15 protein-coding genes are annotated in these 19,335 nt (G+C 71.0%); 10 read left to right on the top strand and 5 right to left on the bottom strand.

The features are described 5' to 3' along the window. Positions 1-150 precede the first annotated feature (150 nt). The 3 genes from ACFOY2_RS20255 to ACFOY2_RS20245 are packed head-to-tail and all read left to right on the top strand — an operon-like array spanning position 151 to position 3,142. Entirely contained in the window at positions 151-1,314 is a 1,164-nt protein-coding gene (locus tag ACFOY2_RS20255; protein WP_379529605.1) for an anhydro-N-acetylmuramic acid kinase, read from the top strand. Next, positions 1,311-2,387, top strand: coding sequence for a serine hydrolase domain-containing protein (locus ACFOY2_RS20250; RefSeq protein WP_379529604.1), 1,077 nt, complete (start codon positions 1,311-1,313; stop codon positions 2,385-2,387). Before ACFOY2_RS20255 ends, ACFOY2_RS20250 begins: the two co-directional genes overlap by 4 nt. Positions 2,388-2,407: 20 nt before the next feature. Further along, positions 2,408-3,142, top strand: coding sequence for a carbon-nitrogen hydrolase family protein (locus tag ACFOY2_RS20245; RefSeq protein ID WP_379529603.1), 735 nt, complete (start codon positions 2,408-2,410; stop codon positions 3,140-3,142). A gap of 10 nt (positions 3,143-3,152) precedes the next feature. Here ACFOY2_RS20245 and ACFOY2_RS20240 read toward each other — a convergent pair whose 3' ends face one another. Beyond that, entirely contained in the window at positions 3,153-3,953 is an 801-nt protein-coding gene (locus tag ACFOY2_RS20240; RefSeq protein WP_379529602.1) for an SDR family NAD(P)-dependent oxidoreductase, read from the bottom strand. A 71-nt stretch (positions 3,954-4,024) separates the two neighbouring features. Between ACFOY2_RS20240 and ACFOY2_RS20235 the strand changes: the two genes are divergently transcribed. After that, positions 4,025-4,573, top strand: coding sequence for a TetR/AcrR family transcriptional regulator (locus ACFOY2_RS20235; RefSeq protein ID WP_379529601.1), 549 nt, complete (start codon positions 4,025-4,027; stop codon positions 4,571-4,573). Here ACFOY2_RS20235 and ACFOY2_RS20230 read toward each other — a convergent pair. Continuing rightward, positions 4,558-8,292: a S8 family peptidase gene (locus tag ACFOY2_RS20230; RefSeq protein WP_379529600.1), complete on the bottom strand. Its 3,735-nt coding sequence runs from the start codon at positions 8,290-8,292 to the stop codon at positions 4,558-4,560. The genes ACFOY2_RS20235 and ACFOY2_RS20230 overlap by 16 nt on opposite strands. A 264-nt stretch (positions 8,293-8,556) precedes the next feature. On the opposite strand from ACFOY2_RS20230, the gene ACFOY2_RS20225 reads away from it, so the two are divergent. Further along, positions 8,557-11,529, top strand: a complete 2,973-nt coding sequence (locus ACFOY2_RS20225) for an alpha-mannosidase (RefSeq protein ID WP_379529599.1) — start codon at positions 8,557-8,559, stop codon at positions 11,527-11,529. 17 nt (positions 11,530-11,546) lie between these two features. Here the strand turns inward: ACFOY2_RS20225 and ACFOY2_RS20220 are convergent, their stop codons facing one another. Next, complete coding sequence (locus tag ACFOY2_RS20220) at positions 11,547-12,713, bottom strand: ROK family transcriptional regulator (RefSeq protein WP_379529598.1); 1,167 nt, start codon at positions 12,711-12,713, stop codon at positions 11,547-11,549. An 86-nt stretch (positions 12,714-12,799) separates the two neighbouring features. Between ACFOY2_RS20220 and ACFOY2_RS20215 the strand changes: the two genes are divergently transcribed. The 3 genes from ACFOY2_RS20215 to ACFOY2_RS20205 are packed head-to-tail and all read left to right on the top strand — an operon-like array spanning position 12,800 to position 15,904. Next, positions 12,800-14,155 (top strand): extracellular solute-binding protein, encoded by a 1,356-nt coding sequence (locus tag ACFOY2_RS20215; protein ID WP_379529597.1) that lies wholly within the window; start codon positions 12,800-12,802, stop codon positions 14,153-14,155. Next, positions 14,152-15,069: a carbohydrate ABC transporter permease gene (locus ACFOY2_RS20210; RefSeq protein WP_379529596.1), complete on the top strand. Its 918-nt coding sequence runs from the start codon at positions 14,152-14,154 to the stop codon at positions 15,067-15,069. The genes ACFOY2_RS20215 and ACFOY2_RS20210 overlap by 4 nt, the downstream gene beginning before the upstream one ends. 13 nt (positions 15,070-15,082) lie before the next feature. Further along, complete coding sequence (locus tag ACFOY2_RS20205; RefSeq protein ID WP_379529595.1) at positions 15,083-15,904, top strand: carbohydrate ABC transporter permease; 822 nt, start codon at positions 15,083-15,085, stop codon at positions 15,902-15,904. 10 nt (positions 15,905-15,914) lie between these two features. On the opposite strand, the gene ACFOY2_RS20200 is transcribed toward ACFOY2_RS20205, so the two are convergent. Continuing rightward, complete coding sequence (locus ACFOY2_RS20200) at positions 15,915-16,388, bottom strand: NUDIX hydrolase (protein ID WP_379529594.1); 474 nt, start codon at positions 16,386-16,388, stop codon at positions 15,915-15,917. A 61-nt stretch (positions 16,389-16,449) separates the two neighbouring features. Here ACFOY2_RS20200 and ACFOY2_RS20195 point away from each other — a divergent pair, with 61 nt between their 5' ends. Together ACFOY2_RS20195 and ACFOY2_RS20190 are read left to right on the top strand one after the other, a co-directional pair. Then, on the top strand, positions 16,450-17,055 hold the full coding sequence (locus ACFOY2_RS20195) for a VOC family protein (protein ID WP_379529593.1): 606 nt from the start codon (positions 16,450-16,452) through the stop codon (positions 17,053-17,055). A gap of 70 nt (positions 17,056-17,125) precedes the next feature. After that, the gene (locus ACFOY2_RS20190) at positions 17,126-17,458 is read left to right on the top strand and encodes a DUF4326 domain-containing protein (RefSeq protein WP_379529592.1); all 333 of its coding nucleotides are present in this window, start codon (positions 17,126-17,128) and stop codon (positions 17,456-17,458) included. Between the two features lie 142 nt (positions 17,459-17,600). Here ACFOY2_RS20190 and ACFOY2_RS20185 read toward each other — a convergent pair whose 3' ends face one another. After that, entirely contained in the window at positions 17,601-19,265 is a 1,665-nt protein-coding gene (locus tag ACFOY2_RS20185; protein ID WP_379529591.1) for an endo-1,4-beta-xylanase, read from the bottom strand. Positions 19,266-19,335 lie beyond the last annotated feature (70 nt).

The raw sequence follows: 19,335 nt of genomic DNA, 5'->3' as shown, positions 1-19,335 counted from the left end.
GTGAACCTCAGGTGAATCCTCGCTGTGAAGATGCTGCGGGCTGACGGACGGCGCACGCGTCGAACACACTAACGTAAGGCTCATGTCGCCACGTAGGTCACCGAACTCTCATATCCCCGCCCCTACCCGCTCGCCGTCGGGAGGGCGGGCATGAGGGTTCTCGGAATGATCTCCGGCACCTCGCACGACGGGATCGACACGGCCGTGGTGGACTTCTCCCTGGCCGGTGACGTGCTGGAAGGGCGCGTCGGTTTCACCGCGAGCACGCCGTACCCGGCGGAGCTGCGCTCACGGCTGGTCGCGGCGCTGCCGCCCGCGCCGACGACGCTGGCGCAGGTGTGCGAGCTGGACACGCTCATCGGGCAGAGCTTCGCCGCGGCGGCAGCGGACGCGCTGGAGCGGGGCGGGCCTCTGGACCTGATCGTCTCGCACGGGCAGACCGTCTACCACTGGGTGGAGGGCGCGCACGCGCGGGGGACGCTGCAGATCGGGCAGCCCGCGTGGATCGCCGAGCGCACCGGCGTGCCGGTGCTGTCGGACGTGCGCATCCGCGACATCACCGCGGGCGGGCACGGGGCGCCGCTGGTGTCCCTGCTGGACGGGATGTTGCTGGGAGGGCGCGAGGGCGGCGCGGGGGTGCTCAACCTGGGCGGCATCGCCAACATGACCGTGGTGCGCGGGCAGGAGCTGCTCGCCTACGACATCGGGCCCGCCAACGCGCTCATCGACGCCGTGGTCACGAGCAGGGGGCTGAACGGGCGCGGGTTCGACGAGGGCGGCACGATCGCGGCTTCGGGACGGGTGTCCGAGCGGCTGCTGGAGGTGCTGCTGGAGGAGCCGTACTACCGGCTGGCCGCGCCCAAGAGCACCGGCAAGGAGCTGTTCCACCTCGGGTACGTGGACTCGGCCCTGGCCAGGTCGGGCCTCGACCTCGCCGATGCCGATCTGGTGGCCACGCTGACGGAGCTGACCGTGCGGACGGTCGCCGCCGACGTGCTGGCCGCCGGCGTGGGCACGCTGGTCGTCTCGGGCGGCGGCTGCCGCAACCCCGTCATCATGCGCGGGCTGCGGGAGGCGCTGCCCGGCGTGGAGGTGGCCCTGTCCGACGACTACGGGGCGCCGGCCGACGACAAGGAGGCGATCGCGTTCGCGCTGATCGGCTGGCTGAGCGCGCACGGTCTTCCCGGCACCGCGCCCGGCGGGACGGGCGCGCGGGCGGCCCGCGTGCTGGGCGCCCTGACGCCGGGCGCGGGCCCGCTCGTCCTGCCCGCGCCGCTGGCCACACCGCCGCGCACGCTGGTGCTGACGCGATGAGGCAGCCCACACCGGCCGACCAGTTCGCCGAGGCGGACGCGGTGGCCCCCGCCGGGATCGTGACGGCCGCGCGCACCCCGTGGTTCGACCTGAACGAGTGCACCGGCCACCGCACCGTGCGCTGGAACGACGGCGAGTTGGCCGGCCAGGACCCGATGACCCTGGAGACCCACCACGACCTCGCCTCGGTCACGAAGATCGTCGCCACCACGACGGCGCTCATCCGCCTGGTGTCCGACCGGCTCGTGGACCTGGACGCGCCGCTGCGCACGTACCTGTCGCACTCCTACGAGGCGATCACCGTGCGCGAGCTGCTGCTGCACCGGGGCGGCCTGTGGGAGTGGTGGCCGCTGTACGTCCAGCCGGCCATGCCGCCGCCGCGCTACCGCCCCGGCCGCGCCCGCCACTACTCCGACCTCGGCTTCATCATGCTCGGCCAGGTCATCTCCGCCGTGACGGGGCTGCGGCTGGACCGGGCGGTGGCGGAGCTGGTCACCCGGCCGCTGGGCCTGACCTCGACGACGTACTCCCGTCCCACGAGCGCCGAGGCGGCCATGAGCATCCTCGACGACCGCGCCGAGATGACCATGCTCGACACCGGGCGGCCCTACCCGGTGCCGTACCGCAGCTCCGACTTCACCCGCTGGCGCATGGCGCCGGTCGTCGGCCAGGTCGCCGACGGCAACGCCCACCACGCGCTCGGCGGCGTCGCCGGGCACGCCGGGCTCTTCTCGACCGTGCCCGACCTGCTGAAGTACTGCGCCGCGCTGTCACGTTACGAGGACTACGACCGGCTGTGGCGGCCCGAGGTCGTGCGGGAGTTCTTCGCGCCGGGCCCCGACCCCGAGCAGGCGCTGGGCTTTCGCAGGTACGAGCTGACCCTGCGGGACGAGACGGTCACCGTGCTCGGCCATCCCGGCTATGTCGGCTGCGCGATCGGTTTCGTGCCGCGCCGCGATATCGCCCTGGTCGTGGCGAGCAACCGCCTGCTCGTCCAGGGCACGCCGACGCCCACCGACGCCCTGTGGCGCGATCTGCTGCGGACCGCCGCGGAACGATCGAGATCCGCCTGACCGTCGGGTAAGCAGGAGGTGTGAAGATCCTCCTGGTTCAGCCCCCGCACTGGTCCCCCGACGGCCACGCCAACTTCGACGCGATCGAGCAGATCGTCCCCACGGGAGCGGGCGAGGTGCTGCTGCTGCCCGAGCTGGCGGGTTCGAGCATGTCGCGCCCCGACTACCTCAGCCGTGTCCGTTCCCTGGCCGAGGGGACGGGCATGACGGTCGTCGGCGGCTCGCACTACGACGGCGCGGTCAACAGGGGCGCGGTGTTCGACGCCGGCGGCAACCTGCTGAGCGAGTACGACAAGGTCCACCCGTACGGGGTGGAGCTGGCCTCCGGCGTCGTCCCCGGCCGGCCGGGCCCCGGCTTCGAGCTGCACGGCCGCCGCCTGCTCGTCCTGCTCTGCGCGGACCTGTGGTATTCGGCGAGCCTGGCGGGACGCGACGGCCTCGACGCCGTCCTCGTGCCGGCCATGTCCGTCACCCGCTGGGACGGCCCCGCCCCGGCCCGGGAATTATGGCAGCACATGAGCGTGGCGCGGGCGTATGAGTTCATGACGTACGTGGCGGTGAGCGACTGGCACCACGAGACGACCTACCACGGCCACCCGTGCGCCGGGGTCACCGGCCTGGCCAACCCGTGCCCTCGGACCCGCTCGGGTTTCTTCACCGGCCCGCCCGAGTTGCCCGTCTCCGCGCACGATCTCGACTTCGCCCGCCTGGACGCCTTCCGTCGCGACCGCGCGGACCGCGGCTTCGTCCGGTAGGGCGGGCGGTTCAGCGGGCCGCGCTGGGCGACAGCGCGTCGGCCACCTGGCGGGTGACGCGCCGGCCGATCAGCGCCAGGAGTTTGCGGGGCCGCCGGGGCATCAGGTGCGCCATCCCGAAGTTGCCGCGCCCCGGCACCACGTAGCCGCGGTCGCGGTCGAGGGCGCGCAGGGCTGAGGTGACGACCGGCTCCGGCGGGGCGAGCTTGGCCCCGATCGCGGCCTTCTCGGTGCCGACCCGTTCGAAGAAGCGGGTCTGCGTCGGCCCCGGCGCGACCGCGAGCACCTTCACCCCGCTGCCGCGCAGCTCACTCCACAGGGCCAGGCTGAAGCTGAGCACGAACGCCTTGGACGAGCCGTAGGTGGCGAAGTAGGGGGCGACGTTGAACCCGGCCGTGGAGCCGACGTTCACCACCGCTCCCGAGCCTCGGGCGAGCATGCCTGGCACGAACGCGTGCGTCAGCCCCACCAGGGCGACGACGTTGACCATGAGCTCCTCGTGCTCGCGTTCTGCGGGGATCTGGGCGAAGTGCCCGGCGGTGCCGAAGCCGGCGTTGTTGACGAGCAGATCGATGGTGCGGCCCCGGGCGGCGACCTCCTCGGCGACCCGGGTGGCGGCGTCGGGCGCGGACAGGTCCTGGACGAGTGCCTCGGCGCGGACGCCGTGGGCCGCGCGCAGGTCGGCGGCGAGCTGCTCCAGCGCCGCGGCCGATCTGGCGACGAGCACGAGGTCGTGCCCACGGGCGGCGAGCTGGCGTGCGAACTCGGCGCCGATCCCGGAGGAGGCTCCGGTGACGAGTGCGGTAGTCATGAGAGAAAAAGTAGCAGATCAAAAATTATCTGCAACAGATCGTCTCACTTTTACGCTGTAACGTCTCCTCCATGGGAAGCAGACTCCGGGCGGACGCCGAGCGCAGCATGCGGGCGATCATGGCGGCGGCGGAAGACGTGCTCAGCGCCAACCCGGTGGCCACGATGGAGCAGATCGCCGAGGCGGCGGGCGTGGCCAGGGCCACCATCCACCGCAGGTTCGCCAGCAGGGAGGCGCTGATCGAGGCCATGGAGGTGGCCGCCTGGCGGGAGATCCTGGAGGCGGTGCACGCCGCCCGCCCGCACACCGCGCCCCCGCTGGTGGCGCTCCACCAGGCCACCGCCAACATCCTGCAGATCAAGCCCGGCTGGCGCTTCACACTGGCCCGCCAGGTGCCGCTCAGCCCGCAGGCGCAGGCGGTGCAGGGCGAGGTGATGCAACTGTGCGAGGGGGTGTTCACCAAGCTGCTCGGGCCCGACGCCGACAGGGTCTGGGCCAGGCAGGTCTATCTCGCGCTGCTGGGGGAGGCCGCGCACGGCGCTCCCCCAGACCGCGATCCCGACACGCTCGCCACGAAGGTGATCGACACCCTCATGCACGGCGTTCAGCGCACGGCGTAGGCGCGGATCACCTCCTGCGTCAGGCTGTTGCCCTTGACGTCGGCCGCCTTCAGCCGCAGCGAGACGAACCCCGACGGCGACCGATCGACCGTCGTCTCATACGACCTGCCGCCCTTGTCGCGCAGGCGGGCCTGCTTCCAGGTGGCGCCGTCGTCGTTGGACACCTCCAGCGAGACGTTCCCGATCGCGTCCTGCCGCGCCCCCTGCTGGTGGCGCAGCGACAGGCCCAGCTTGCGCGAACCGGCCTGGTTACGCAGGTCGGCCGGCGTGTCGAAGGTGGCCATCAGCAGCGGGAGCGCCGTCGGCTCCGCGGTGTGCTCCGAGGCGAACCTCCACACGGCCTTGGTGCGGGTGGACATCTTCGCCCACTCGGCCTCGTTGGTCAGGGTGTACTCGATGCGATAGCCGGCCTTTTCCGGCGTCACCGTACCCGACGCCGACGCCTGGTAGTTCGTCTGCCACAGCAGCGTGTCGTCCTGGTAGAGCCGGACGTCGGTCTTCAGGCCGCGCGCGAAGTCGCTGGTGTGGGCGGAGCCGGAGTTGCCTTGGGCGTCCACGAAGCCCTCCATCTCCAGGCTCAGCACGTCGCCCGACCGGCTTACGGGCCTGTTCGGGTTGACGCCGGGCAGCAGCGGCTGCTTGAACACGGTCCCCTCGACCCGCTCCCCAGCCTCGTAGGGCCGGAATTCGGGCGAGGACATGTTGATGCGCGGGGTGTCCTGGTGCGGCCACTGGTGGTTGTAGGGCCACTCCGGCGTGGAGGCCGACGACGTCCAGCGCAGGTCGGGGTCAGGTGTGACGTAGTCGATCCGGGTACGCGGCGTCTTGGCCATGGCGTAGTAGAAGGAGATCGACGACGTGTCGAACGGCTCGAAGGCGTAGCGGGCCTCGTTGACCGTGACGCCGTCGGCGAGCTGGCTGTGGTAGCCGGTCTCGATCCTGGCCTGCGACCTGGCGCGGACCACGTACCTCAGCGAGTCGCGAACCCGGCCCTTCTCGCGCAGGTACAGGTCGTAGACGTACGGGCTGGCCACGACGCCCTTGGCCACGATCGGAACCGGCAGGCGGCGCAGCCGCTCGACCAGCTTGAGCCCCTCCTCGTGCGAGAGCCGCACGGTCGGGACCTTCAGCTTGACGCCGGTGCCGCCGGCGCTGATGTCGCTGCCGGGCCGGTCGCTGTAGACGGCCACCATCGCCGCCCCGGCGGCCGCGGCCGCGTTGGACTGGGCGGAGACCGCCACGCCCGGGGTGCGGCGGATGACGGCGAGCTTGCCGCGCAGGTCGCGGGCCCCGATCTCCTGGGCGCTGCCCCGGCCGGCGTCCACCGCCATGAGGAGCCGGGTGCCGTCCAGGCGCGGGAACTCGGCGGAGAAGTCGCTGAACCCGGACGGCTCGACGTACTGCGGCTCCAGGTTCAGGCCGGGCGTGGACAGGGTGATCTCGGGGGCCGTCAGCCGCCAGCGGGTGGCCGCGGTGAACGTGCCCGTGCTGACCTTCCCGGTGGGCTGGACGAACAGCCTTTCCTCGATCTGCGCGCCGTTGGAGAACATCATGCTCTCGCGCAGCGCGGCGCCCCGCTCTCCCGACCGGTACCACAGGAGGGCGGCGGCGGCCCCGCTGTTCCGCTTCGTCTCGTGGTCGGGGGTCTCGACCTTGACCTCGACGGCCTTGCGGGCGTCCAGGACGAGCTCGGTGTTCCCGGTGATCTTCAGCTCGGGGTTGCCGACCAGGCTCGTGTTGAGCGGCGTGCCCTCGGCGGTGCTGTCCTGGGTGGCGGGCATGGTGAAGACGTGACCGAGCACGGAGTAGGTGCCGGGCTTGACCAGCAGGCAGGTGCCCGTGCCGTACTTCTCCTCGCTGCACTCCTGGGCGGGCTCGCCCGGCAGCGCGCGCTCGACCAGGGTGCCCTCGTCGAGATTGTGCACGGCGAAGCGCCCGAGGGCGGCACGGCCGTCCCTGGCGAAGCCTCGGACGCGCAGCTCGACGCGCCTGACCTCGACGTCGGCGGTGAGAAGCGTGCGCACGCTCTCGCCGCCGGCGACGGCGGCCGTCAGCTCCTGCCTCAGCAGGCTGGGCTCGCCCGCCTTGATCGTGACCTTGGCCTCGGCGGTCCCCGAGGCGGGGACGGTGAGCCTGGCGGGCTCGACGGTGAACGCCGCGCCGCTCGACAACGCCAGCTCTGCGGGCGAGGAGCCGAGGTTGCGGTAGGTCACCGTGAGGCTCTTCTCCTCGCCCGGATACAGCCGGCCGAAGTCGGCCGAGCCCGCCGAGGCCACCACGGCGGCCTTGAGGGCGCCCCGCACGTCGATGCGGCCTGCGCCCTGGTGGTCCACCGGAATGTCCTTGCCCGGCCGGGCCGTGCCCATGAGCAGCGACTTCACCTCGCCGCCCGAGACGCCGGGCCGCGCCTGGCGCAGCAGCGCCGCCGCGCCCGCGACGTGCGGGGCGGCCATCGAGGTGCCGGAGGCCACGAGGTGGCCGCCGCCGGACTTCGCGGCCTTGATGTCCACGCCCGGCGCGGTGACGTCGGGCTTGACCGCCATGCCGGCGACCGGGCCCTTGCTGGAGAAGTCGGCGAGCGCGTCCTGCTTGTCGACCGCGCCCACGGTCAGCGCCTCGGGGGCGTCGCCGGGCGAGAACACGCAGCGCTCGCAGAAGTTGTTGCCTGCGGCCACGACGAACAGCGTGCCGTACTGGCGGGTCAGCTCGCCCACCGCCGTGGTGAGCGGGCCGCCGGAGTAGCGCGCGCCCAGGCTCATGTTGACGATCTCGGCACGTTTCTCGCCCGCCGCCCACTCCATGGCGTCGATGATCCCGGACTCGCTGCCGTAGCCGTCGGCGTCCAGCACGCGGCCGTCGAGCAGCTTCGCGCCGGGCGCCACGCCCTTGCCGCCGTCCGCCGAGCCGACGCCGGCGATCGTACTGGCCACGTGGGTGCCGTGCCCGTTGGGGTCGCCCGCGGCGTCCCCGTCGGTGAAGTCGCGCCGGTCGGTGACCTTGCCGGCGAGTTCGGGGTGCGTGGCGTCCACGCCGGTGTCCAGCACGGCCACGGTGGTGCCGGTGCCGTCGAAGCCGGCCGCCCACGCCTCGGGCGCGCCGATCTGCGGCACGCTCTGCTCCAGCGCCGACTTGACCTTGCGGTCGAGCCAGATCTTCGACACGCCCGCCAGCGGCCCTGCCGCGCGTGCCTGCGGGGAGGAGGAGGCCAGTTTGGCCAGCTCCGCCCCGAACGCGGCCGCGTCCGCGGCGGCCACCGACGCGGCCACGCCGCCGATGCTCTCCAGCGCGCGTTCCTGCTTGACGGCCGGGATCGCGGCCTTGGTGGCGTTCGCTTCGTAGGTGAGGATGAGCGGGATGGAGGCGTCGTCCCCCTGCTCGGCCAGCGTCGTCACGTTGAACAGCGCGCCGTCGAGGCGCCCTGGGACCAGGGCGGCGACGTCGTCGGGGATGACGGTGGTCCCGTCGCCGCTCTCGCGCACCTGGAACGTCGGCACGGAGCCGTCCGCCCGCGGGGCCGGCGTGACGGTCACCGTCTGGTGCTCATCGTCGACGTCCCGTACGCGCACCCGGTCACCCGTGATGAGGGTGATCTCGTCATGCGCCGTGCCGCCGCCCGTGAACGTGATGGGCGGCGGCGCGGCGCTCGCATGCGCGCCGGGGGCCGAGAGCAGCGAGGCGGTGACGGCCACCGAGGCGGCCATCACCGTCCCTCGCCGCACTCGCCCCCGACTCCCTAACACACGCAGCATGAACGACCTCCAGAGAATCGGTAAGCACGACTACCGATTTCCTAGTCATCCTGACCTGCCATGTCTATGAACTTGCCGTGGCCAGAACCCGACTTGTCGTGAACCCGCCATGTCGGAAGCAGGGTCCGCACGGGCGTGGGTCCGCACGGGACGGACCCCGGCATTGCCCGGTCGCGATCAGGGTGCTTAACGTGCTAACGGCTGATTCGTCACTTCTTGCTAGGGAGCTCTCTGATGCATGACGACCGCAACCTGGTCGAAGCCCGGCTGAAGCGGGTGCTGAACGAGCGTGTCCGTCCGGCTGTCTACCCCGAGTCCGTGCCGCTGGAGGTGGCGGTCTGGCACGCGCCGGGCGAGCCCGTCCCCGTGGCCGAGGGGTTGGCGGCGACGCCCGCGCCGATCGCGCCCGGCGCGGCCTGGGGAGCGCCCTGGGGCACGAGCTGGTTCACCGTCACCGGCACGATCCCCGCACAGTGGGCGGGCCGGACCGTGGAGGCGCTGCTGGACCTGGGGTTCAACGAGAGCTCGCCGGGTTTCCAGTGCGAGGGCCTGGTCTATCGCCCTGACGGCACCCCGGTGAAGGGCCTCAACCCCCGCAACCAGTGGGTACGCATCGACGCCGACCCGGGCGAGCCCGTCCGCCTGCACATCGAGGCCGCCTCCAACCCGGTGATCCTCGGCGACCCCCCGTTCCAGCCGACGCGCCTGGGCGACAAGGAGACGGCGGGCACCGACCCCCTCTACCGGCTGGGCCGCATGGAGCTGGCCGTCTTCGACGAGAACGTGTGGCAGCTCGTGATGGACCTGGAGGTGCTGGGCGAGCTGATGGCGGAGCTGCCGGCGGACGGCGCCCGCCGCTGGGAGCTGCTGCGGGCCGTGGAGCGCGCGCTGGACGCGATCGACCTGCAGGACGTGGGCGCGACGGCGGCGGCCGCCCGCGCCGAACTGGCCGGGGTGTTGTCGTCCCCGGCGGCGCCGTCGGCGCACCGGATCAGCGCGGTCGGGCACGCCCACATCGACTCGGCCTGGTTGTGGCCGCTACGCGAAACCGTGCGCAAGGTCGCCCGCACCGCCTCGAACATGACCGCGCTGCTGGAGGACGAGCCGGACTTCGTCTTCGCGATGTCGCAGGCGCAGCAGTGGGCATGGATCAAGGAGCACCGGCCCGAGGTGTGGGCGAAGGTGACCAAGGCCGTGGCCGCCGGCAGGTTCGTCCCGACGGGCGGCATGTGGGTGGAGTCCGACACGAACATGCCCGGCTCCGAGGCGATGGCCCGCCAGTTCGTGCACGGCAAGCGCTTCTTCATCGACGAGTTCGGCATCGACAACGAGGAGGTGTGGCTGCCGGACACGTTCGGGTTCGCGGCCGGGCTGCCGCAGATCATCAAGGCGGCGGGGTCGAAGCGGCTGCTCACGCAGAAGATCTCGTGGAGCCAGACGAACGTGTTCCCGCACCACACGTTCCTGTGGGAGGGCATCGACGGGACGCGGATCTTCACGCACTTCCCGCCGGTGGACACCTACAACTGCGCGATGACCGGCGGCGAGCTCGCGCACGCGGCCCGCAACTTCAAGGACAAGGGCCTGGCGCGGCGCTCCCTGGCGCCGACCGGCTGGGGCGACGGCGGCGGGGGCACGACGCGCGAGATGGTGGCCAAGGCGGCCAGGGTGCGCGACCTGGAGGGCTCGCCCTCGGTCACCTGGGAGCCGCCCGCCGACTTCTTCGCCAAGGCCGAGGCCGACTACCCGCACCCGCCCGTCTGGGTGGGCGAGCTCTACCTGGAGCTGCACCGGGCCACGCTCACCAGCCAGGCCAAGACGAAGCAGGGCAACCGCCGCAGCGAGTCGCTGCTGCGGGAGGCCGAGCTGTGGGCGGCCACGGCGGCCGTGCGGGCGGGGGCGCCCTACCCGTACGAGCGGCTCGACCGCATCTGGAAGATGGTACTGCTGCACCAGTTCCACGACATCCTGCCGGGCTCGTCGATCGCCTGGGTGCACCGGGAGGCGCGGCGGACCTACGAGGCGGTGGCCGCGGAGCTGAACGAGATCATCGACACCGCGCAGCGCGCCCTGGCCGGTGACGGTGACCGTACGGTGGTCTTCAACGGCGCCCCGCACACCCGCGACGGCGTGCCCGGCGGGGGCGCCCTGGCCGTCTCCGGCGTGCGCCGGGCGGAGGCCCGCGAACGCGACGGCGGTGGCTTCGTCCTGGAGAACGACGAGCTCAGGGTGGAGATCGACGCCCGCGGCCTGGTCGTGTCGGTGTTCGACCCTCGGGCGGACAGGGAGACGCTGCCACCGGGGCAGGCGGCCAACCTGCTGCAGCTCCACCCCGACTTCCCCAACAAGTGGGACGCCTGGGACGTCGACCGCTTCTACCGCAACACGGTCACCGACCTGGTGGACGCCGAGGAGGTGAGCCTGGCCGACGGCTCGGTGCGTATCAGGCGCTCCTTCGGCGCCTCGGCGGTGACGCAGCTCCTGACGCTGTCGGGCCGGCGGCTGGACATCGAGACCGAGGTCGACTGGCACGAGACGGAGAAGTTCCTCAAGCTGGCCTTCCCGCTGGACGTGCACGCCGACAGGTACGCCTCCGAGAGCCAGTTCGGCCACGCCTTCCGCGCCACCCACACCAACACCAGCTGGGAGGCGGCCAAGTTCGAGGCGTGCAACCACCGGTTCGTGCACGTGGAGGAGCCCGGGTGGGGCGTCGCGCTGGTCAACGACTCGACCTACGGGCACGACGTCACCCGCACGGGCTCTGCGACCACGTTCCGGGTGTCGCTGCTGCGCGCCCCGCGTTTCCCCGACCCGGAGACCGACCAGGGCGTTCACCGCTTCCGCCACGCGCTGGTGCCGGGCGCGACGATCGGCGACGCGGTACGCGAGGGGCACTTCGTGAACCTGCCCGAGCGCCGGGTGCCCGGCGCGGCGGCGGTGGAGCCGCTGGTCGGCGTGGACGACGACGCGGTGGTGGTGAGCGCGGTCAAGCTGGCCGACGACGAGAGCGGCGATGTGGTGGTGCGCTGTTACGAGTCGCGCGGCGGCCGGGCCCGCGCCACCTTGACGGCGGGCTTCCCCGTCGCCGAGGTTGTGGCCACGGACCTGCTGGAACGCCCTGTCGGGCAGGTGCGGCACGAGGGCGGCGCGGTGCCGCTGACGCTGCGGCCGTTCGAGCTGGTGACGCTGCGGCTGAAGCGCGCATGACGCTCGTGATCCCCTGATCACTCGATGAGCAGGGTGCCCAGGCGGGGCGCGTACGTCGCGTGGAAGACCAGTGAGGCGGCCCCGATCGCGGCGGCGTCGGCGGCGATCGGCGAGGTCTCCACGCGTACGGCGTGCAGCCGCCTGGCCAGCGACCTGCTCGACACCGCCCGCGCGACCACCTCGCGGTAGATCCCGCCGACCTCCCGCAGCGCCGGGCCGCCGAGCACGAGCAGGTCGATGTCCAGCATGTTCACCACGCTCACGGCGGCATCGGCCAGGCGGCCCGCCACCCGGTCGATCACCCGGCGGGCTTCGGGCTCGCCTCGGGCGGCGGCGGCGCAGACGGCGGCGTGCGCCCGGCCCGAGGCGGCCTCGATGGCGCTCGGGCAGCAGACCGCCTCGACGCAGCCGCGGTTGCCGCAGTAGCAGGCGGGCCCGTCGGGTTCGACGGTGATGTGGCCGAACTCGGCGGCGTTCAAGGACCGCCCCCGATACACCTGGTTATCCAGAAATATCCCGCCACCGACCCCAGTGCCCAGATACAGGTACGCGAAGCTCGGCGTGGACCGCGCGATCCCCGCCCACCGCTCGCCGATCGCCGCCGCCGTGGCGTCGTTGTCGACGGTCACGGGGAACTTCGTGTACTCGCGCAGCAGCCCCTTGATCGGGACCTGGTCCCACGCGGGCAGCCGGGGCGGGCTGACCATCACCCCGTCGCCGTCCAGCGGCCCCGGGCAGGCCAGACCGACGCCCAGCACCTTGTGGTCGCCCACGTCCGCCTCGCGCAGGATCCTCCTGGCCGACCTGGCCATCTGCCTGACCACCGCGTCCGGCTTGAGCCCCGCCCGCACGGGCAGGCGAAGGCGCGCCACCGGCCGCCCCGCCAGGTCCGCCAGGACGCACGAGATCTCCTTGGGGTCGAAGTGCACGCCGATCGCGTACCCGGCCTGCGCGTCCACCCGCAGGATCCGCCGCGGCTTGCCGCCGCTCGACGGCGCCGACCCGTCCTCGACGACCAGGCCCTCCTCCAGCAACCTGCGCACGATGACGGAGACGGTCTGCGCGGTCAGACGCGTGCGCGCGGCGATCTGCACCCGGCTGATCCCGTCGGAAGCCTGGATCGCCTCCAGCACCACGGCCCGGTTGTAGCTCCCGACCCTGGGCAGGTTCGTGCCCAGCTGCATGTGAGCCATATCACCACAAAGTGTTGACTTAGTAAATCAAAAAGATTTACGTTCTCGGCAACCCAAGGCAACACGGGGAGGCCGTGATGATACGAAGGCTGGCCGGGTCCCTCCTGGCGTTGACGCTGGTCGCCGGATGCGGCGCCGACAGCGATCCGAATGCCTCCGGCAGCAAGGAACTCGAGGTCGTCTACAGGGTGGAGCCGAGCTGGCCGTACCTGCAGAAGATGCTCGGCGAGGCGAAGAAGCAGTACGAGGCCGCCCACCCCGGCATCAAGATCAAGTTGACCGCCGTACAGGGCACCAACGAGCAGTACTACACGAAACTCGCCCTGCTCAACCGCTCCGCCGACTCGGCTCCCGATCTCTACTTCCACGACACGTTCCAGGTCAACGCCGACGTCGCGGCCGGCAAGCTGGCGCCGCTCGACGAATACCTCACCAAGTGGCCCGACTGGAGCGCCCAGTTCCCCGACTCGGTCAAGCAGGCCGCCAAGGGCGGCGACGGCAAGATCTACGGCGTCCCGATCAGCACCGACACCCGCGGCCTCTGGTACCACAAGGACGTCTTCGCCCAGGCCGGGCTGCCCGTCCCCTGGGAGCCCAAGACCTGGAACGACGTCCTGACGGCCGCCCGGACGATCAAGCAGAAGGTCTCCGGCGTCGTCCCCTTCAGCATGTACTCCGCCAAGATCCACGGTGAGGCCTCGACCATGCAGGGCTTCGAGATGCTCCTGTACGGCACGCCGGGCGGCACCCTCTACGACGACACGCAGAAGAAGTGGGTGGCCGGAGGCAAGAACTTCACCGACGCCCTGACCTTCGTCAACACCGTCTACCGCGAGGAACTCGGCCCCAAGCAGGCCGACGCCCACAACGCCAAGCTCGGCGACAAGATCAACCTTGAGTGGTTCCCCACCGCCAAGCTCGGCATCAACCTCGACGGCGCCTGGGCCTCCTCGGCCTGGAAGCCGGGCGGCGTCAAGCCGTGGCCCGAGTGGACGCAGAAGATCGGCTGGACGCGCATGCCGACGCAGAACGGCGAGGAGCCCGGCGCGGTCAGCATGTCGGGCGGCTGGGTCATGGCCATGAGTTCCTACACCCAACACAAGCAGGAGGCGTTCGACTTCATCACGGTGGCCGCCAACAAGGAGAACTCGATGAGCTACTCGGTGGGCACGGGCGACCTGGCCCCCCGCAAGGACGTGGCCGCCGACCCGAAGTACAGCGCCGACAACCCGAGCGTGAAGTTCTGGACCGACCTGGCCGCGGTCACCCACTACCGCCCGGCCTACGAGGCCTACCCGAAGGTGTCGGCCCAGGTCCAGGAGGCCATGGAGGCGATCACGACGGGCTCGCAGACCCCTGAGGAGGCCACCGCCGCCTACGTCAAGGCGCTGCCCACAGCCGTGGGAGGCGCCGACAAGGTCCTGGCCCGATGACGGTCGCCACCGCGCCGCCATCACCCGCCGTGACGAGCCCGCCGCCGCGCGGCTCGTCACGGCGGGGCCTCCTGCGCTGGCTCCTCCCCCTGGGCCCGGCGTTCGTCCTCCTGGCGCTCTTCCTGGCCGGTCCCATCCTGTGGAGCATCTACATCGCCTTCACGAACGAGACCCTGACCGGCTCCGCCTCGGTGAACTCCCAGTTCGTCGGCCTGGCGAACTTCGTCAGGCTCTTCGGCGACCCGAACTTCCTCAACTCCTTCCTGCTCACGTTCGTCTTCGTCATCGGCTCGGCGGTCATCGGCCAGAACACGCTCGGCCTGATCATCGCCCTCCTCCAGCGCGGCCGGGGCCGCCTCACCCGCAGCGTCGTCAACGGGATCGTGATCGCGGCCTGGGTGGTGCCCGAGGTGGTCGCGGCGGCCTGCTGGTACTCGTTCCTGGCCGAGGAGGGCACGCTCAACTCGGTGCTGGGCATCTCCCAGGAGTGGCTCTACACCGCGCCGATGGTCGCGGTGATCCTGGCCAACATCTGGCGCGGCACGGCCTTCTCGATGCTGGTGTACTCGGCGGCGCTGTCAGAGGTGCCCGCCGACCTGGTGGAGGCCGCCGCCGTGGACGGCGCGAGCCCCGCCCGCCGCCTCCTGCACATCACGCTCCCGCTGATCCGCAGGTCCATCATGGCCAACCTCATGCTGATCACCCTGCAGACGCTGGCCAGCTTCGGGCTCATCTACGCGCTCACCGGCGGCGGTCCTGGCACCGAGAGCCAGACGACGCCGCTGTTCATGTACGAGCAGGCGTTCCGCTACTTCGAGATCGGCTACGGCTCCGCGATCGCCCTGGTCATGCTGGTGATCGGCGCCCTGTTCTCCCTCGTGTACCTGCGGCTGATCAAAGTGGAGGACGCATGACGAAGGAAGTCTCGTGACTAGGTTGGCTGCCAGAGGGGCGGCGTGGCTGGCGCTGGCCGTCATCGCGCTGGCCTTCCTCGGCCCGTTCCTGTGGGTGCTGATCGCCTCGGTCCAGCCGGAGGCCACGCTGGCGGCCAGGCCCACGCTCGAATTCTCCCTGGACAACTTCAAGGCGGTCCTGACCTGGGAGACGATCATCCTGCCGCTGATCAACTCGATCATCATCTCGGGCGCCACGGCCGTGCTGACGGTGCTGGTGGCGGGCCTGGCGGCGTACCCGCTGTCGCGTTACCAGCTGCGCTACCGCCGCCACTTCATGCTGACGCTGCTCTTCACCACGGGCCTGCCGGTGACGGCGATCCTGGTGCCGGTCTACGCCATGTTCTTCCGGTTCCACCTGTACGGCTCCGTGCCGGCGATGGTGTTGTTCCTGACGGCCAGCTCGCTTCCGTTCTCGATCTGGATGATGAAGAACTTCATGGACGGGGTGCCGCTGAGCCTGGAGGAGGCGGCCTGGGTCGACGGCGCGGGCTGGCTGCGCTCGCTGACGACCGTGGTCGGCCCGCTGATGGCCCCCGGGATCGCCGTGGTGGCCATCTTCGTCTTCGTCGGGCAGTGGGGGAACTTCTTCGCGCCGTTCGTCCTGCTGGACGCCCCGGAGAAGCAGCCGGCGGCCGTGACCGTCTTCACGTTCTTCTCGCAGTACGGGCAGGTCGCCTACGGCCAGCTCGCCGCCTTCTCGATCCTCTACACGGCCCCCGCGGTGGTGCTGTACGTCGCCGTCAACAAGTATCTGGCGAGCTCGTTCAGCTTCGCCGGGTCCGTGAAGGGCTGACGCGGCGCGCTCAGCCGTCCACGATGATCGGCCGATCGGGCGGGCCCTCGCGCAGCAGCCTGCCCAGCAGCTCCGGCAGCCCGGCCGGTCGTAACAGGTCCGTCGTGGCGGCCAGCTCGGCCTGGCTCCACCACCGGTGCCCGGTGATCGCGGCCCGCTCCACCTCCTCGAAGCCCGAGGTGTCGACGTCGAAGGCCGGGACCCTGGCCAGGAAGTAGCGCTGCCTGACCTCGTGCGCGACGCCGTCCCGCGACGTCGTCCACGGCCGGCCGCGCCAGACCTCCGGCCCCAGGCGCACCCCCGTCAGGCCGGTTTCCTCCCGTAGTTCGCGCAGGGCCGCCTGTGCGTGGCTTTCGCCTGGGTTGAGGCCGCCGCCGACGGTGAACCAGCGGACGACGTCCGCGCTCCGGGCGGAGAACAACAGCAGCCGGTCGGCGTCGCTCACCAGCACCACCCGTGCGGAGTGCCGAATGGGGATCTTCACCGCCCCAGTATCGGTGTCGCCGCCCCTTAACGTAGATAGTTGAAAGGCGTACGGTTGAGGTATGGCTGCGACTCCGGACACGGTGCACTGGCGCGGCGTGCACCACCTGGCCCTGGTGACCGAGGACATGGACGCCACCGTGCGCTTCTGGCACGGCGTGCTCGACGCCCGCCTGGTCACGACCCTCGCGATCCCCGCGTTCAAGCACTACTTCTTCGAGGTGGCACCGGGCAACACCGTCGCCTTCTTCGAGTACGCCGACCAGCCGCTCGACAGCTTCGCCAAGCCGGCGGGCGTGCCGTACGCGAAGGCGGCGCAGTTCGACCACCTGGCGCTGCACCTGCCGGACGAGGACGCGCTCATCCGGCTGCGCGACCGGCTCAAGGAGCACGGCTGCGAGGTCACCGACGTCGTCGACCACGGTTTCCTGCGCTCGATCTACTTCAGTGATCCGAACGGCATCGCGCTGGAGGCGTCCTGGTGGACGATCGACCCGACGGGGCGGCCGGTCGACTACACCGACGAGCGGCTGTTCGCCGACCCCGACCCGGTGCCGGCCGTACGCGAGCTGCGTGACGACGGCCGTCTGCACCACACGGTCGCCACGCGCCTGGTGGACGGCATCGTCGAGGACCTCAGACGCGAAGGGATCACCCTGGAGCCCTGACGGGCCGATACGTGGAGAAGATCGACCTCGGTGACCGAGTGAAGGGGCTCCTCGCGGAGACAATTCCCTCATGGCACATCGAGTCAAGATCGAGGGCGACCGGTTCCACGCCCGGGTGCCCCGGGGCGCGGTGTACGTCGGCCGCGCCGCGCCGGGGCTCAAGGCCAGCCCGTTCGCCAACCCGCACAGCCTGAGCACGAAGGGCTGCAGAACCTGCGGCGGCCGGGTCCACGACCGGCCGGAGATGATGGAGTTCTACCGCGTCCACCTGCGCGAGCATCCCGAACTCGTCGAGCGGTGCCGCGGCGAGCTCGCGGGCAGGGACCTCGCCTGCTGGTGCCGGCCCGACCAGGAGTGCCACGCCGACGTGCTGCTCGCCGTCGCCGCGGGCCGGGCCCCGTGAAGCGACCTGCCGCTTGACGGACCGGCAAGTCATCGTCTGCGACATGGAGTCCGACAGCCGCAGTGTTTACCGGACGCGGTCGCGAAAAGGGCCCACCCGGATCCCCTGGACACCGGCGCGCGATGTCCAGGGGGAGGCCCGGTCAGGCGCAGGTGTAGCCGGACGGCGTCTGCGTGTCGCCGTTCGGTCTGGTGACCTGGAAGCCGAAGGTGGTGCTCGCGTTCGGGCCCAGGTTGCCGTTGTAGCTCAGGTTCCTGGCCGTGATCGTCTGCCCGCCGGCGGTCAGGGTGGCGTTCCACGAGCCGCTCAGCGTGTGCCCGGCGGGCAGGGTGAAGGTGACGGTCCAGCCGCTGATGGCGGAGGTGCCGGCGTTGGTGACGGTCACGGGCTGCACGACGTACCCGTTGGCCCACTGGTTCTGTACGGTCCCGGTGGCCGTGCAGCCGCCACCGCCGCCTGGGCCCGTCGTCGTGGTGAAGGTGCCCAGGGGCGAGTTCGACGACAGGTTCCCCGCGCCGTCGCGCGCCCGTACATACACCTGGTACTGCGTCGAGGGGCTCAGCCCGGTCAGCGTGATTGAGTTCGTGGTGCTCTGCCCGAGTTGCGGGTCCGTGGTGCCCTGCTCGCGGTAGACGTTGTATCCGGCCAGCCCGCTGCCGCCGCTGTCGGTGGAGGCGGTCCACGTCAGCGTGGCCGAGTTGGAGGTGACGTTGCTCGCGGTGGGCGTGCCCGGCGTGGTCGGCGGCGTGGGGTCGGTGGTGGAGCCGCCCGCCAGCGCGTCGTGCACCGCCGTGTAGGAGGGTTTCTGCTGGTAGCTCTCGTTGTAGATCAGCGCCGCGCCCTGCCCGGAGAAGGTGTCGGGCACCCAGGAGTACTTGTCGGTGAAGCCCCAGATCGTCACGCCGGCGCAGGCGGTGACGGCCAGGCAGGCGTTGACGACGTTGCGGTAGTAGGTGGCCTGGGTGGCGTCCTTGGTGGCGTCTCTGGGCATCTGCATGCGCACGTCCAGCTCGGTGATCCGGACCTGGACGCCGAGGGCGGCGAAGCGCTGGAGGTTCTGCTGCAGGTCGGTCGGGAAGCCGTACTGGATGGCCAGGTGGCTCTGGAAGCCGACGCAGTCGACGGGCACGTTCTGCTGCCGCAGCGACGACACCAGGTTGTACATCGCGGTGCTCTTGGCGTTGATCCCCTCGACGTTGTAGTCGTTGATGCACAGCCGCGCGTCGGGGTCGGCAGCGCGGGCGGCGCGGAAGGCGTCGGCGATGTAGCTCTGGCCCAGTGTGTTGTACCAGAAGGAGGTGCGCATGTTGCCGTTGTCGTCGAAGACCTCGTTCGCCACGTCCCACGAGACCACGCTCGCGTTACTGGCGTAGCGGCCGACGACCTGGCTGATGTGGTTCTGCATCGCCGTGCGCATCGCGGTGGCGCTCAGGCTCTGCACCCAGCCGGGCGTCTGGCTGTGCCACACGAGCGTGTGGCCGTGGACCTGCTGGTTGTTCTGGGTGGCGAAGTTGACGATGGCGTCGGCGCCGGAGAAGTTGAACTGGCCCTGGCTGGGCTCCGTGGCGTCCCACTTCATCGCGTTCTCCGCGGTGACCTGGTTGAACTCGGTGGCCGCGAGGTTGCGGTAGGACGTCTCGTTGGACAGCGGGCCCGTGGCGAGCGCCGCACCGATGAACTTGCCGCGGCCGGCCGCGTGCGTGCGCAGGGGCCCGGACGCTTCGGCGGAGGTGGCGGGCAGGAGGAAGGTTGCCAGCATCCCCGCCACCACGGCGAGGATTTTGACTGAGGACGAACGCACGGACATCTACCTCCGGAGGCAGGCTCTCGATTCCGAAAGTTTCGATCCCGATCGGATCGCACCGCAGACGGTATTG

This window comes from Nonomuraea purpurea (assembly GCF_042650645.1).
Lineage (GTDB): Bacteria > Actinomycetota > Actinomycetes > Streptosporangiales > Streptosporangiaceae > Nonomuraea > Nonomuraea purpurea.
Note: the sequence above shows the minus strand (reverse complement) of the source record. Positions and strands in the feature narration are given on the sequence as shown.

What these genes read in the sequence shown, in the direction of transcription:
- ACFOY2_RS20255 (WP_379529605.1), top strand. Translation starts at nt 151, where the DNA reads ATGAGGGTTCTCGGAATGATCTCCGGCACCTCGCACGACGGGATCGAC.
- ACFOY2_RS20250 (WP_379529604.1), top strand. Translation starts at nt 1,311, where the DNA reads ATGAGGCAGCCCACACCGGCCGACCAGTTCGCCGAGGCGGACGCGGTG.
- ACFOY2_RS20240 (WP_379529602.1), bottom strand. Translation starts at nt 3,953, where the DNA reads ATGACTACCGCACTCGTCACCGGAGCCTCCTCCGGGATCGGCGCCGAG.
- ACFOY2_RS20235 (WP_379529601.1), top strand. Translation starts at nt 4,025, where the DNA reads ATGGGAAGCAGACTCCGGGCGGACGCCGAGCGCAGCATGCGGGCGATC.
- ACFOY2_RS20225 (WP_379529599.1), top strand. Translation starts at nt 8,557, where the DNA reads ATGCATGACGACCGCAACCTGGTCGAAGCCCGGCTGAAGCGGGTGCTG.
- ACFOY2_RS20220 (WP_379529598.1), bottom strand. Translation starts at nt 12,713, where the DNA reads ATGCAGCTGGGCACGAACCTGCCCAGGGTCGGGAGCTACAACCGGGCC.
- ACFOY2_RS20215 (WP_379529597.1), top strand. Translation starts at nt 12,800, where the DNA reads ATGATACGAAGGCTGGCCGGGTCCCTCCTGGCGTTGACGCTGGTCGCC.
- ACFOY2_RS20210 (WP_379529596.1), top strand. Translation starts at nt 14,152, where the DNA reads ATGACGGTCGCCACCGCGCCGCCATCACCCGCCGTGACGAGCCCGCCG.
- ACFOY2_RS20195 (WP_379529593.1), top strand. Translation starts at nt 16,450, where the DNA reads ATGGCTGCGACTCCGGACACGGTGCACTGGCGCGGCGTGCACCACCTG.
- ACFOY2_RS20190 (WP_379529592.1), top strand. Translation starts at nt 17,126, where the DNA reads ATGGCACATCGAGTCAAGATCGAGGGCGACCGGTTCCACGCCCGGGTG.
- ACFOY2_RS20185 (WP_379529591.1), bottom strand. Translation starts at nt 19,265, where the DNA reads ATGTCCGTGCGTTCGTCCTCAGTCAAAATCCTCGCCGTGGTGGCGGGG.